Annotated in this window: 14 protein-coding genes and 1 pseudogene; 12 read left to right on the plus strand and 3 right to left on the minus strand. The window is 39.2% G+C overall.

What is annotated here, in order from left to right:
• Positions 1-87 precede the first annotated feature (87 nt).
• From hemL to AC6H4V_RS06020, 3 genes are read left to right on the plus strand one after another with little or no spacing between them, the layout of a single operon-like run.
• Positions 88-1,380, plus strand: coding sequence for a glutamate-1-semialdehyde 2,1-aminomutase (hemL, locus tag AC6H4V_RS06010; RefSeq protein ID WP_497606123.1), 1,293 nt, complete (start codon positions 88-90; stop codon positions 1,378-1,380).
• Positions 1,373-1,699, plus strand: coding sequence for an AtpZ/AtpI family protein (locus AC6H4V_RS06015; RefSeq protein ID WP_428730716.1), 327 nt, complete (start codon positions 1,373-1,375; stop codon positions 1,697-1,699). Before hemL ends, AC6H4V_RS06015 begins: the two co-directional genes overlap by 8 nt.
• Positions 1,683-2,183, plus strand: coding sequence for a hypothetical protein (locus tag AC6H4V_RS06020; RefSeq protein WP_497606124.1), 501 nt, complete (start codon positions 1,683-1,685; stop codon positions 2,181-2,183). The genes AC6H4V_RS06015 and AC6H4V_RS06020 overlap by 17 nt, the downstream gene beginning before the upstream one ends.
• Here AC6H4V_RS06020 and AC6H4V_RS06025 read toward each other — a convergent pair.
• From AC6H4V_RS06025 to AC6H4V_RS06035, 3 genes and pseudogenes are all read right to left on the minus strand, one after another.
• Positions 2,167-2,850 carry a hypothetical protein gene (locus AC6H4V_RS06025; protein ID WP_428730718.1) on the minus strand — a complete coding sequence of 228 codons (684 nt, stop codon included), beginning with the start codon at positions 2,848-2,850 and terminating at the stop codon, positions 2,167-2,169. The genes AC6H4V_RS06020 and AC6H4V_RS06025 overlap by 17 nt on opposite strands.
• A 10-nt stretch (positions 2,851-2,860) precedes the next feature.
• Positions 2,861-4,753, minus strand: a pseudogene (rpoD, locus tag AC6H4V_RS06030) (RNA polymerase sigma factor RpoD); the annotation flags it as partial.
• Between the two features lie 108 nt (positions 4,754-4,861).
• Positions 4,862-7,054, minus strand: a complete 2,193-nt coding sequence (locus AC6H4V_RS06035) for a response regulator (protein WP_497606125.1) — start codon at positions 7,052-7,054, stop codon at positions 4,862-4,864.
• 146 nt (positions 7,055-7,200) lie between these two features.
• On the opposite strand from AC6H4V_RS06035, the gene AC6H4V_RS06040 reads away from it, so the two are divergent.
• The 9 genes from AC6H4V_RS06040 to AC6H4V_RS06080 all read left to right on the plus strand — a co-directional run bounded on the left by AC6H4V_RS06040 (position 7,201) and on the right by AC6H4V_RS06080 (position 12,552).
• Positions 7,201-8,022, plus strand: coding sequence for a flagellar hook-basal body protein (locus AC6H4V_RS06040; protein ID WP_497607913.1), 822 nt, complete (start codon positions 7,201-7,203; stop codon positions 8,020-8,022).
• An 11-nt stretch (positions 8,023-8,033) separates the two neighbouring features.
• The gene (gene flgG, locus AC6H4V_RS06045) at positions 8,034-8,822 is read left to right on the plus strand and encodes a flagellar basal-body rod protein FlgG (protein ID WP_428730731.1); all 789 of its coding nucleotides are present in this window, start codon (positions 8,034-8,036) and stop codon (positions 8,820-8,822) included.
• Between the two features lie 133 nt (positions 8,823-8,955).
• The gene (locus tag AC6H4V_RS06050) at positions 8,956-9,459 is read left to right on the plus strand and encodes a 3-isopropylmalate dehydratase small subunit (protein WP_299858347.1); all 504 of its coding nucleotides are present in this window, start codon (positions 8,956-8,958) and stop codon (positions 9,457-9,459) included.
• On the plus strand, positions 9,459-10,526 hold the full coding sequence (leuB, locus tag AC6H4V_RS06055; RefSeq protein ID WP_497606126.1) for a 3-isopropylmalate dehydrogenase: 1,068 nt from the start codon (positions 9,459-9,461) through the stop codon (positions 10,524-10,526). The genes AC6H4V_RS06050 and leuB overlap by 1 nt, the downstream gene beginning before the upstream one ends.
• Entirely contained in the window at positions 10,523-10,771 is a 249-nt protein-coding gene (locus AC6H4V_RS06060) for a hypothetical protein (protein WP_428730729.1), read from the plus strand. Before leuB ends, AC6H4V_RS06060 begins: the two co-directional genes overlap by 4 nt.
• Positions 10,762-11,097: a CiaD-like domain-containing protein gene (locus AC6H4V_RS06065; RefSeq protein WP_428730728.1), complete on the plus strand. Its 336-nt coding sequence runs from the start codon at positions 10,762-10,764 to the stop codon at positions 11,095-11,097. Before AC6H4V_RS06060 ends, AC6H4V_RS06065 begins: the two co-directional genes overlap by 10 nt.
• Complete coding sequence (purU, locus tag AC6H4V_RS06070; RefSeq protein WP_497606127.1) at positions 11,094-11,930, plus strand: formyltetrahydrofolate deformylase; 837 nt, start codon at positions 11,094-11,096, stop codon at positions 11,928-11,930. The genes AC6H4V_RS06065 and purU overlap by 4 nt, the downstream gene beginning before the upstream one ends.
• A gap of 8 nt (positions 11,931-11,938) precedes the next feature.
• Positions 11,939-12,409, plus strand: coding sequence for a tRNA (cytidine(34)-2'-O)-methyltransferase (locus AC6H4V_RS06075; RefSeq protein WP_497606128.1), 471 nt, complete (start codon positions 11,939-11,941; stop codon positions 12,407-12,409).
• Positions 12,406-12,552, plus strand: coding sequence for a hypothetical protein (locus AC6H4V_RS06080; RefSeq protein ID WP_428730725.1), 147 nt, complete (start codon positions 12,406-12,408; stop codon positions 12,550-12,552). The genes AC6H4V_RS06075 and AC6H4V_RS06080 overlap by 4 nt, the downstream gene beginning before the upstream one ends.
• Positions 12,553-12,734 lie beyond the last annotated feature (182 nt).

A 12,734-nucleotide genomic window follows, 5' to 3' on the forward strand; every position in this document is an offset into this window, starting at 1 on the left:
TTCCGTTTAGTAGAAAAATTTTGCGAATTATAACCAATGTAGATTAATACTACTTTGCTATAATCACACAAAAAACAAGGTTATTTTATGAGCATAGATAATTCATTAAAAGCTTTTGAAGAAGCGCAACAACTTATCCCTGGTGGAGTAAACTCTCCTGTTAGAGCATTTAAGAGCGTTGGCGGAACGCCTCTTTTTATAGCGCAAGGCGAGGGCGGCTACTTGGTTGACATTGATGGAAACAGATATGTCGATTATGTGCAGAGTTGGGGACCGCTTCTTTTTGGACACAGAGACGAGTCGATTGAAAATGCGGTGATTGAAGCAGTAAAACATGGTTTGAGTTTTGGTGCGCCGACACAAGCTGAGAGCGATTTGGCAAAATTAGTTATCTCTATGTTTGACTCTATTGAGAAGATTCGTTTTGTAAGTAGCGGAACAGAAGCAGTTATGAGTGCTATCCGTCTTGCTCGCGGGTTTACGGGGCGTGATGATATCGTCAAGTTTACTGGATGCTATCATGGGCATAGCGATTCTCTTTTGGTTCAAGCAGGAAGCGGTGCAGCAACTTTTGGCAACCCAAGCTCTCCGGGTGTTCCGGCTGATTTTACAAAACATACGCTTTTGGCAGAGTACAACAACATAGAGAGTGTCAAAAAATGTTTTGCGGATTCCAAAAACATCGCTTGTGTTATCATAGAACCGATTGCAGGCAACATGGGACTTGTTCCGGCTGACAAAGAGTTTTTACATGAGTTAAGAACACTTTGTGATGCACACGGCACGCTTCTTATCTTTGATGAAGTTATGAGCGGTTTTCGTGCAACACTTCATGGTGCTGAGTCGATCACGGGAGTAAAACCAGATATCGTGACGCTTGGAAAGGTTATCGGCGGCGGTATGCCTGTTGGTGCTTTTGGCGCAAGAGCAGAGATTATGGCAAAACTCTCTCCTGAAGGTCCTGTTTATCAGGCAGGAACACTTAGTGGAAACCCTGTTGCTATGGCGGCAGGTCTTGCGGCTATCTCAAAACTCAAAAACAATCCACAAGTCATCGCTACTCTAAACGAGAGAGCTGTAAGACTTGTTGAGGGGATGCAAAAAGAGGCGGCTGCTTGCGGTATAGCTATGCAGATAGACACAAGAGGGAGTATGTTTGGCTTTTTCTTTAACCAAAACCCTGTTAAAAATTTTGCAGATGCTTGCAAATCCGATGAGGCACTTTTCGCAAAATTCCACTCTATGATGCTAGAGGAGGGCTTTTACTTTGCATGTTCACTCTATGAAACAGGCTTTATCTCGACGGCAACAACGGATGCAATGATCGAAGAGACCATAAAAGCCAGCGGCAGAGTATTTAAGGCACTTACAAATGGCTGAGAACAAAGAGGAGCAAAAACCTAGAATCAAGCCTATCATAGAAGCGGCGGATAGTCTCTCGCTTGGGATTTCTATGGTTGTGGCGGTTCTTATGGGTGTGGGAATCGGCTTCATACTAAAAAATATGACTGGTCTTGTTTGGACACTTTGGATAGGAGTTTTCATAGGCATTGCAGCAGCGGTGCTCAATGTCTATAAAGCATACTCAAAGCAGTACAAAAGTTATGAAGAACTTGCAAAACAACCACGTTACGCCATCAAAAAAGAGCTTCAAGACGATGAGGATGATGAAGAGGATTATGGTGAAAAAAGCCGTTAAACCTCTTCTTGCGCTTGAACTCTTCATCTTGCTAAGTGCATTTTTCTCTTTTTCCTTTTTTATAAACCTGCAAGTGGCGTTTTTGAGCAGCTTTTTTATCATTATGGGTTCTATGTACGCATACAAAAACATGGTAAGTGCTAAGATAAAAAACGAAGAAGTAGAAGAGCAAAGAGATGAGTTAGATAGAGTTCTTGACCCATACGAGCTAGACGATGATGCTCCCATCAACGAAAAACCCATAGAAGAACTAGACTTAAAAGCAATCGTTAAAGAGGAGAAAAAAAAGATAAAACTCCTTAATCTAAGCGATATCAAAAAAGGTTCAAGTGCCTCTTTTTCGGCTTATAGGCTAGTTCCATATCTTTTTTTGATTATCGCTTTTATAGCACTGAAAAACAACGAACTACTAGATATTGCAGTCTATCTTCCATCGCTTCTTCTTGGGATTGTTGCGGGTTATATCACTATGAGAGAATCATAGGGATATTTATGGTTATCTTTTTTTGGACATCAATGTAGAAGTTTGTGTTTGCGATTAAAACTTTTAACTCGCCCAGTTTCTCTTCATCTACATTTTTTGCAGATATCTCAACTGAAAAAAGTGAGTATTTTTTTTCTTCAAATTTTATATGTTCACCGATTCTGTAAAAGATTTTTGTCACTATCTTTTGGTTATTCTCATAGCAAGCATATACTTTGTTGAGAATCTTTATGAAGTTGTTTGAGTCGATGATAATATCAGGAATGGTAGGGTCAAAATCTTTTTCAAAAATTATTTTTGAGTTGATGGAGTAGGACAAGATACATAAATCCACAAGAGCATAGATATTTGTAGATTCGCCGATTGGTTTTGGTTTGTTTATCTTAAAAGAGGGAGCTTGGTAGAGTTTGATGCCGATGGCTTCATCGTCTTCATAACCTACGGTAATGGCAAAAAACTTATAACGCCCAAACTCCAACTCTAAAAAGGTAGTTTTAAATCCAAAAGAGATGTTGGCGTAAGACGAAGCAAGGTTAAAAAGCTCTTCGGTAGTAGCAGAGCCGAGTAAAAACTGCGCCTCGGCATTTAAAGAGAGGATTTTCCCCGCTGCGCTAAAGAGCACAAAAGGGTTGTAGTCATACTCTATCCACTGCTGCTCAAAAGTCATCGCTTTTTTACTACTCTTCTATATAATTTTTAAGTTTTCTTCCGACTTTAGGGTGCTTGAGCTTTTTGATAGCACTAGACTCTATTTGGCGGACTCTCTCACGAGTTACATTAAGCTCTTTACCAATCTCTTCAAGCGTTCTGTCGGACTCATCATCCATGATACCAAAGCGAAGTTTGATAACGGCTTTTTCTCTCTCGTTGAGCTGTTCAAGAACCTGTTCTATTTGCACACGCAAGTCATCTTTTAAAATCGCATCTGATGGTGAAAGTGATGTTTTATCTTCGATAAAGTCACCAAATCTTCCATCATCTTCACTTCCGATTGGTGCTTCAAGACTGATAGGCTCTTTGGTAATTTTGATAACATTTTTTACCTTTTCAACCGATAAGCCGACTTCTAGTGCGATAACTTCAACATCTGGCTCTCTGCCATGTTCTTGGAGATGTTTACGCATGATTTTGTTGATACGGTTTATGGTCTCAATCATGTGGATAGGGATACGAATCGTTCTTGCTTGGTCGGCTATGGCACGAGAGATTGCCTGACGAATCCACCACGTAGCGTAGGTTGAAAACTTATACCCTTTTTGGTATTCAAACTTGTCAACCGCTTTCATCAAGCCGATATTGCCCTCTTGGATAAGGTCAAGGAACGGCAATCCGCGGTTTGTGTAGCGTTTTGCGATAGAGACAACAAGTCTAAGGTTTGATTTTGCCATCTTTGTTTTAGAGACTTCAGAGATGTTTTTTCCACGCTTAATCTGCTCTAAAATATCTGCAAGTTTTTCAGGCTCCATATCAAAACTGTTTTTGGATGCCTCTTTTGTCTGTACTAGTTTTTTGATCTCCATATAGGTGCTTACCATGGTCGCTTCAGGAACCATAGCTGCAATATCTTCTTTTGTCAAAATACAGATTTTTTCTACTAAAACTTTATGATTAGCTTTGAGCGTTGTGTTAAAAAGTGGAAGTTTATACTCTAGTCTTTTGAGCTCTTTATCGTACCCTTCATCACTTTTAAGTGCTGTCTCCATTGCTTTGACAAGTTCGTTGATAAGCTTAGAAGTTGGACCAAGGTCTAAAAGTCTCTCTTTGAGCGTTTTCTTTTTAAAGGTTACGCTCAGGTAGTGAAAAACAAGTTCATCCGTGAGCTCTCCATCTGGATTTTCAGGAAGTTTCTCCGCTAGTTTTACCCACTCTTTTTTTGCTTTTTCAAGTGCTTTAAAGCTTGTTGTTACTTTTTCTACTCTGCTTTTATCTTTTGCAGTAAGAACCTTTTCTGCAACTTCTTCTTCATCACCATCATCAATATCATCTTCACTCTCATCTACATCTTCGCCATCATCTTTTTCATCTTCAAAGCTCTTGAAAAGTTCTTTCACGCGTCTTTCACGGTTGATAAGTGGCTCTCTGTAGTCAAGGATAAAGTCGATAAGATAAGGAACAGAGCAGATTGCATCGATAATAATGCTCTCACCTGTTTCGATTTTTTTGGAGATTTCTATCTCCTCCTCTTTTGTTAAAAGCGGTATTTGTCCCATTTCACGCAGATACATACGAACAGGAGAGTCCGAGCGAGACCACTCTAGGAGTTCATGCTCTTTTAAGATGTCAAACTCATCCGTCTCATTGTTTTCTATCATCTTTCTCTGTGCGCTTTTTCTAGCCTCTGCCTCTTTGTCGTTAAGAAGTTTTGCATGCTCAGAAGAGGTGTGGATACACGTTTTGTGTTTTTGTATAAGTTTGTGGATAGTTGCAGCTTGTGCGGCTGTTGGTTGTTTGTCAAAAAGTTCTAAAAGCGCTTCATAAGTAGAGCACTCTTTTGGTTTTTGATTGGCAAAAAATGCTTCAATAGCCTTGTTGAGTTCTTTTGCTGTCATATTTGGGGACACCTTGCTGGTTTTGTAAGATTTTTTAAAGGTGGATTATACCCAAATAATCTTGCTTAATTCTTTTTATGGTCTTGTCTATGACAAATTTTGTTTTAGCAAAGATGCTTTTTTTGGCAATTAATCTTTAAATTCATCGCGAATTGCCAAGAAATCCTCTATGTGGTTTAAAAATAATTCGATTAATTTTGGATCAAAATGTTTCCCTTTTTCTTCTTTAAACATCTCAATTATTTTTTCAAGCTCCCATGCTTTTTTATAAACGCGGTTACTGCCAAGCGCATCGAAAACATCAGCTATTGCAACTATACGTGCGTAAATATGTATATCCTCACCTGAAATTCCCACGGGATACCCACTGCCATTATATTTTTCATGATGCTGATAGGCAATAGTCGCGGCTGCCTTTAGTATGGGTCTTTGTGATGATTTTAAAACTTCATAACCCATGGCAGAGTGACTTCTCATGATTTCCCATTCATACGCATCGAGTTTTCCGGGTTTTTTTAAGATGCCATCTGGGATACCAACTTTGCCGATGTCGTGCATGGGTGACGCTATCAAAACCATTTCAGCCTCTTCAAGGCTAAGTCCCGCTTTTAGAGCAAGTAGTTTTGAGTATTCTGCAACACGCTTGACATGATTACCTGTTTCTTGGCTTCTACTCTCCCCAACTTCGCTCATTTTATAGATAATTTCTCTTTGTGTGTCTTCCATCTCATTGTGTAACTCTACAAGCTCTGTTACATTGCACATCAAGTGCAAATACTCGTGAATGTTTCCATGTATATCAGTGATTGGGATGACAGTTGCATCTACATAATAGACCTCTTTATTTTTTGAGAGATTATGAAAGCGCATCTTTACTGTCTCTTTTTGAAGTAAAGCATGTTTTAAATTATCGCAATCTTGGTTGTCTATGTGATGCTGATGCCTTAGTTTTTTACAGTTCATCCCGATGAGCTCTGCTTTAGTATAGCCGCTTAACTTACAAATTGTGTTATTGGCATATGTAATGATATTGCTTGTATCAGTTCTCACTACGGCAAGTGTTGCGTCCATTGCGATTTCATACTCTTTAGTAAGGTGGCGCGCTTCGTCAAAATCGGCTGTTTTTATACCTAGCTCATTTTTTATATACTCTTTTTCTTCTTGAGTGCTTGTAATATCAGTTCGTATAGACATATACTCAACGATATCTCCATTCAAATCTACGATAGGGCTAACTACAGCATGAACCCAGTATGTAGAACCATCTTTCCTGAGGTTTTTAACTAAACCTTCCCAAGCTTGCCCACTCTTGATTGTCCTCCAAAGCTCTTCAAACGCCTCTTTTTGCATGTCTGGATGGCGAATGAGATTATGTGGTTTGCCTATGAGTTCCTCTTTGGTGTAGCCGGAAATAGCACAAAACTTATCATTTACAAAAGTAATGATTCCTTTTTTGTCGGTTTTTGAAACAATCGCACTTCTGTCAATGGCATTTTTATACTCTTTAAGTAATTTTTGTTCACATAAAAGTTGCTTTGATTTACGTCTTGAATCAATCCAAAAATCGATTTTTAAAAGTAGCTCTTCGGGGATAAAAGGTTTTGTGAAAAACTCATTTGCTCCTTGTTTTATCAACTTTCCAATTGTGTTGGCATCATATCTTCCCGTCATAATAAGTACCGGAACATCCATGGACGAGCTGTTTTTCTTAAGATATTTTAAAACATCTTCACCGTTCATATCGGGTAGTTCAAGGTCTAGCAAAACTAAATCAAACTCCTGTGTATCGATGGCTTTTATAGCCTCAGCACCATTAGCTGCCATAGTGATTTGATAGTTGCGAGCATATAGCAATGAAGTGGCTTGTCGTCTAACAACAACTGAATCATCAACTATCAAAATATTGTAATTTATATTTTCTTGTATTGCTTTGATTGTGCTGTCTATCTGTTGGATTATAAAATTAAAGGGGTCATTTTTAGATAGGTATCCAAGCACTCCATACCTAAACCATTCGTTTCTGCGCTCCCTATCTAAATCCGAAGTGTAAACAATGATTTTTAGTTTTTGTTTGGCGTTTAAGTTTTGAAGTAGGTCTTCTCCCTCTCCATCGGGTAGATGCAAATCTAAAATAACTAAATCAAAAGAAGCCTCCTCAATAGCTAAAAGTGCTTCTTCTAGTGAGTACACACCCTTTGCTTCGTATCCTAATGCTGTTAGATTTTTACGTAGAGTGTTGTTGAAGAGTGCCGAATCTTCTACTATTAGAATAGAGCCATTAACTTTTATTGTTGTAGAAAACTCGTTTAAACATGATGTCAAATTGTTACCTTTTGTTAAAAAATACAGAAATAAAAATAACCGATATTATATATATATATAAAGTCAAGCTTTAGAGAAAAAACATATGAAGCAAAAAAATGGAACAAACTTTGCTTTTAGTTGCTATATTTCGAAAAAGGCATGCTATGCAAAGCGGATACTACTCTTCGGCAGCGGGGATGGTGACACAGTTTAACCGACTTGACACCATTGCAAACAATCTTGCAAATGTCAATACAGCCGGTTTTAAAGAGGATACTCTTGTCGTCGGAGATTTTTTGCGTCTCTACAAAGAGGCGAGAGATGAGCTTCCAAATGCGAACCATACGAAAGAAGCGGCACAGTTTTTAAACCGTGCGATGAACAAAGCTCCTCAGGTTGTCGATGAATTTACTGATTATTCGCTTGGAAACATGCAAAAAAGCGACAACTCTTTGGATATGGCTCTCTCAAAAGAGGGTCTCTTCTTTTTAGTAAAAACTCCAAACGGTGTTCGTTTGACAAGAGATGGAACGTTTACAAAAGATGATGAGGGCAAACTTATCACAAAGCAGGGGTATGAAGTTTTACCAAGCGACTATTTTGTATCCAATCAACCGATTGTGCTCAATCAGGGTGAGAATGCTATCGAGATAGACAAAAATGGGCAGATATTTACCAATACTGGAAATGGTATGGGGCTTGAAGCTGCGCAAAAACTCTTTGTTGTGCAACCTGACAACATAGCACTTCTGAAAAAAGAGGGAAATGGTATTTACCGATACGAAGGCGAGAATGAATTTGCCAACATCGAGGATAGTGATGCAGTTTTGCAAGGATTTGTAGAGAAGAGCAATGTCAATGCCGTAAAGATGATGACACAGCTTATAGAAGCAAACCGTTTAGTGGGAATGTACCAAAAAGCTATGGATACACAGATGAACGATATGAACCGTGACGCAATTGAAAAAATTGCTAGAAAATCTTAAGGAGTTAAACCATGATGCAATCACTCTATACTGCTTCTACCGGAATGTTAGGAATGCAGACACAAATCGATACTACGGCAAACAATATTGCCAACGTCAATACTATCGGCTTTAAAAAGTCTCGTGCAGAGTTTGCCGACTTGATGTATAAAGTCATGGAGTACGCAGGAACATCCACAAGTGATGTCACAAAAAGCCCTACGGGCATAGAAGTGGGTCTTGGTGTGCGCGCTACTGCAATCAACAAGATATTTTCTGAGGGAAGTTTAAAACAGACGGATAATCAACTCGATATGGCTGTTACTGGAAGAGGTTTTTTTAAGCTTGAACTGCCCGATGGAAGTGAAGTTTACTCAAGAAACGGTGCATTTAAAGTCGATGAGAATGGTTCTATCGTAAATAGTGACGGTTACAGACTTGTTCCAGAAGTTGTCATCCCGCCTGATGCTACAAATGTAAGTATCGGTACAGATGGAACGGTAAGTGTCGTACAACCAGGACAAGCGCAAGCAACGCAGGTAGGGCAGGTTACGCTTACAAACTTTATCAACCCAGCGGGTCTTCACTCTATGGGGGATAACCTCTACCTAGAAACCGACAGTTCAGGGCAACCGGTTGAGGGAACTCCGGGGATAGACGGTCTTGGAGTTTTGAGACAAGGTTTTGTGGAGTTAAGCAACGTAGAACTTGTTGTTGAACTTACCGACCTTATCACAGGTCAACGCGCTTATGATTCAAACTCTAAAGTCATCACAACAAGTGATGAAATGCTCCAAACAGTGAACAACCTCAAAAGATAATAACCTCCTTTTAGCAGCGTGATACTAATCAATATCACGCTATTTTTACCTTTAATGACTAGCTCTTTATAAAACTAAAATATCGTTTTAGCTATAATCCCGAAATTATTTCAAAGTAAAGTTGGGAATTTCTATGCAAAAAGCAAATATTGATGGAAAAGTTTGGAGATTTGGAAAAGATATCGACACAGACTTGATTATTGCAGCACGCTATTTAAACACATCTGTTCCTGAGGAGCTGGCAAAGCACGTTATGGAAGATGCAGACCCTGAATTTGTAAAAAAAATGAGCAGAGGCGATGTTATCGTTGCTGGTGAAAATTTTGGTTGCGGAAGTTCTCGTGAACACGCACCCATAGCACTTAAAGCCGCTGGTGTTGCCGCGGTTATCGCTCCGACTTTTGCAAGGATTTTTTACCGCAATGCGTTTAATATGGGGCTTCCAATCTTTGAACTTCAAGAGAGTGACGAGATAGCCGAAGGTGATAAGATAAGTGTTGACATGAACAACGGGACAGTAACCAACCAAACAACAGGAAAAATATATAAATTTATCCCGATTCCTGCATTTATGCAAGAACTCATCGATGCTGGCGGACTTATGAATTATGCACAAAACGAAATCAAAGGAAAGTAATGAAAACATATAAAATTGCGCTTATCAAAGGCGATGGAATCGGTCCTGAAATCATAGATGAGGCTGTAAAAGTTTTGGATGCCGTGGCTTCATGTTGCGATATAGAGTTCTCTTATGAAGAGGCTTTGATGGGCGGTTGTGCTTACGATATTACTGGTGACCCACTTCCTCAAGAGACTATCAACATCTCCCTAAACAGTGATGCCGTGCTTTTTGGTGCTATCGGTGGACAAAAATGGGACAATCTTCCTCGTGAAAAACGCCCAGAGAGCGGACTTTTAAGATTCCGTAAAGAGCTTGGTGTCTATGCAAACCTTCGCCCTGCAACTGTTTTTGACGAGCTTATCAATGCTTCATCACTTAAGCCTGAAGTTGTAAAAGGTGTCGATTTGATGGTGGTTCGTGAACTTATCGGCGGTATCTATTTTGGCGAACCAAAAGGGCGTGATGAGAACAAAGGGTGGAACACTATGGTTTACACCCGTGAAGAGATTGTCAGAATCGCTCATCAAGCATTTAAAATCGCTATGACGAGAAGCAAAAGAGTTTGTTCTATCGATAAAGCAAATGTTTTGGATGTTTCGCAGCTTTGGAGAGAGGTAGTGACAGAGGTGGCAAAAGAGTATCCTGAAGTAGAACTCTCTCACATGTATGTTGACAATGCCGCAATGCAGCTTATCCGTGACCCTAGACAGTTTGATGTTATGCTTACGGGAAATATTTTCGGAGATATTTTGAGCGATGAGGCAAGTATGCTCTCAGGCTCTATCGGACTGCTTCCATCAGCTTCGGTTGGTGCTAAAATAGGTGTTTATGAACCTATCCACGGTTCTGCACCGGATATCGCAGGGCAGGGGATAGCAAATCCTATCGCAACGATTTTATCTGCTTCTATGATGTTACGCTATGCACTTGGTGAACATGTTGCAGCAGACAAGATAGACGCTGCCGTAAAGAGAGCGCTTAAAGAGGGGTATAGAACAAAAGATTTGGCTCAGTATGATGCCAAAGAGGTTTGCTCTACTAGTGAAATGGGCTCTATCATCGCTAATTATGCGGCAAAATGAAGACACTCACATTAGCAAATATCTATGAGCTACAAGGTCTCAAAGAGGAAGCGCTTGAAATCTATAAAGAGATTTTAAAAAAAGACTCCTCAAACAGTGACGCCAAAATCGCAATACGAAGACTCTCTGGCATGAGAAAAAAATTTTTGAATGTCAACTCTCAAATGAAAGAGTACTTTGTAAAAATGCAGGATGATATAGAGTTTAATGAATTTGAAAGGTGGTTGCTAAAACTATGGAACTAAAAGATGTCATTCTCTCAACCTTGGCAGAGCTAGAAGATACTAAGCATGAAATGAACGACGAAATAAGCAGAAGTGATTTTAAGCTCACAACAAAAGAAGAAGAGAACAAAATCCAACCAAAGCCAGATCAAGAGCAAGCATTAAGCAGTGAGATGATGTTTTTAGTATCTATGCGGGAGCGTTTACTTGTTCTTTTTGAGGGATTTCAAGCACCAAATAACACAAATATAGAAGCCAAAGTAGATATGACGCTTAACTTTTTAGAGTATGTTTTAGTAACCATCGATTCACGAGTAGAAGAGCTAGAAAAAGGAAATCGCAAATGAACCAATACAGAGTACTCATAGATGCAAATGATGAAAAGGGGTTGGTACACAAAGTATCAAGCGTTTTTTACCATAATGATCTCAATATCCTCTCAAATAGCGAGTTTGTTGATGCCCAGAATAATAAATTTTTCATGAGAAGCGTTGTGGAGGGCGAGATTGATCTTAACCAACTCTATGAGCTTCTTTGTGAAGTTATGCCTGCAAATGCCAATATCGAAGTTATCGCTCCAAAAAAGAAAAATATTGTCATTATGGCAACAAAAGAGATGCACGCACTCGGCGATATACTTGTGCGCCATGAAGCAGGAGAGCTTGAAGCAAACATTTTGGCGGTTATCTCAAACTATGGTGATTTGGGTTCTTTTGTTGCAAAGTTTGATATCCCGTTTATCAAAATCTCGCATGAGGGCTTAAGCAGAGAAGAGCATGAAGAGAAGATTTTAGAGTGTTTGGCAGGGTTTGAAGAGATAGATTATATTGTCCTTGCAAAATATATGAGGATTTTAACTCCAAAGTTTGTCGAAGTGTATGAAAACAGGGTTATCAATATCCACCACTCCTTTTTGCCTGCATTTATCGGGGCAAATCCTTACAAACAAGCATACGAGAGAGGCGTAAAAATTATCGGTGCAACATCGCATTTTGTAAACAACAACCTTGATGAGGGTCCAATTATCGCTCAAGAAGTCATCCATGTCAACCACGCCTACAGCTGGAGAGATATGCAGCGCTTGGGCAAAGATGTGGAAAAAGTGGTTCTCTCCCGTGCGCTTAAACTTGCACTTGAGGACAGAATTTTTGTTTATGCAAATAAAACAGTTATTTTTTAAGGTTAGCATTGTTTCATCTTGTACTTGTTCATCCACAGATTCCAAATAACACAGGCGCCATAGGGCGGCTTTGCGTCAATGCGGGGGCTACTTTGCATATCATCAAACCCATAGCTTTTGATATCGACGAAAAAGCAGTGCGCCGCGCAGGACTTGACTATTGGCATAAGCTTGATTTGCATGTTTGGGAGAGTTTGGATGATTTTTTTGCTAACAACCCCATCACAAACAACGCTCATTTCGCTACGACAAAAACAGACAAACCCTATTTTGATGCAACGTTTCAAGACGGAGATTACATCTTTTTTGGCAGCGAAACAGCAGGGATACCACATGATATCCTTGAGCGCTACAAAGAGCAAAACATCACCATACCAATGACAAAAGAGGGTAGAAGTCTCAACCTTGCCATAAGCACAGGCATCGTGCTTTATGAGGCGATAAGACAAAACTACACTCTTTTTAAGGAGCAGATATGAGCACATTTGTTGACATTGTTATGTTACTTCTTTTTTTACTTTTTATGATTTTTGTTTTTGGCGGATACCATAAAAATAAATCAGCACAAAGAGAAGCAGATGAACGCAAAGCAAAAGAGAGAGAGCAAGAGAGCTTAAAATAGGATTTCTGCTAGTCTCTCAAGAGAATTTTCAAACTTTTCCAATAAGCTTTTTGCGTTGTTTACTACTATTTTCATCTTTAATCCTTTTATCTTTTATTTCAAATAGTATATATATTTTTATAAACAACCAAAAAATATTGCAAATTGTCATACTTTTTTTGACTAAAATTGAAAAAAGTATT

The organism is Sulfurimonas lacustris (assembly GCF_059705355.1).

Bases quoted from the DNA above. Each gene is read 5' to 3' on its own strand.
- AC6H4V_RS06015 (WP_428730716.1), top strand. From the start codon at position 1,373: ATGGCTGAGAACAAAGAGGAGCAAAAACCTAGAATCAAGCCTATCATA.
- hemL (WP_497606123.1), top strand. From the start codon at position 88: ATGAGCATAGATAATTCATTAAAAGCTTTTGAAGAAGCGCAACAACTT.
- AC6H4V_RS06065 (WP_428730728.1), top strand. From the start codon at position 10,762: ATGGAACTAAAAGATGTCATTCTCTCAACCTTGGCAGAGCTAGAAGAT.
- AC6H4V_RS06060 (WP_428730729.1), top strand. From the start codon at position 10,523: ATGAAGACACTCACATTAGCAAATATCTATGAGCTACAAGGTCTCAAA.
- purU (WP_497606127.1), top strand. From the start codon at position 11,094: ATGAACCAATACAGAGTACTCATAGATGCAAATGATGAAAAGGGGTTG.
- leuB (WP_497606126.1), top strand. From the start codon at position 9,459: ATGAAAACATATAAAATTGCGCTTATCAAAGGCGATGGAATCGGTCCT.
- AC6H4V_RS06080 (WP_428730725.1), top strand. From the start codon at position 12,406: ATGAGCACATTTGTTGACATTGTTATGTTACTTCTTTTTTTACTTTTT.
- AC6H4V_RS06050 (WP_299858347.1), top strand. From the start codon at position 8,956: ATGCAAAAAGCAAATATTGATGGAAAAGTTTGGAGATTTGGAAAAGAT.
- AC6H4V_RS06040 (WP_497607913.1), top strand. From the start codon at position 7,201: ATGCAAAGCGGATACTACTCTTCGGCAGCGGGGATGGTGACACAGTTT.
- AC6H4V_RS06025 (WP_428730718.1), bottom strand. From the start codon at position 2,850: ATGACTTTTGAGCAGCAGTGGATAGAGTATGACTACAACCCTTTTGTG.
- flgG (WP_428730731.1), top strand. From the start codon at position 8,034: ATGATGCAATCACTCTATACTGCTTCTACCGGAATGTTAGGAATGCAG.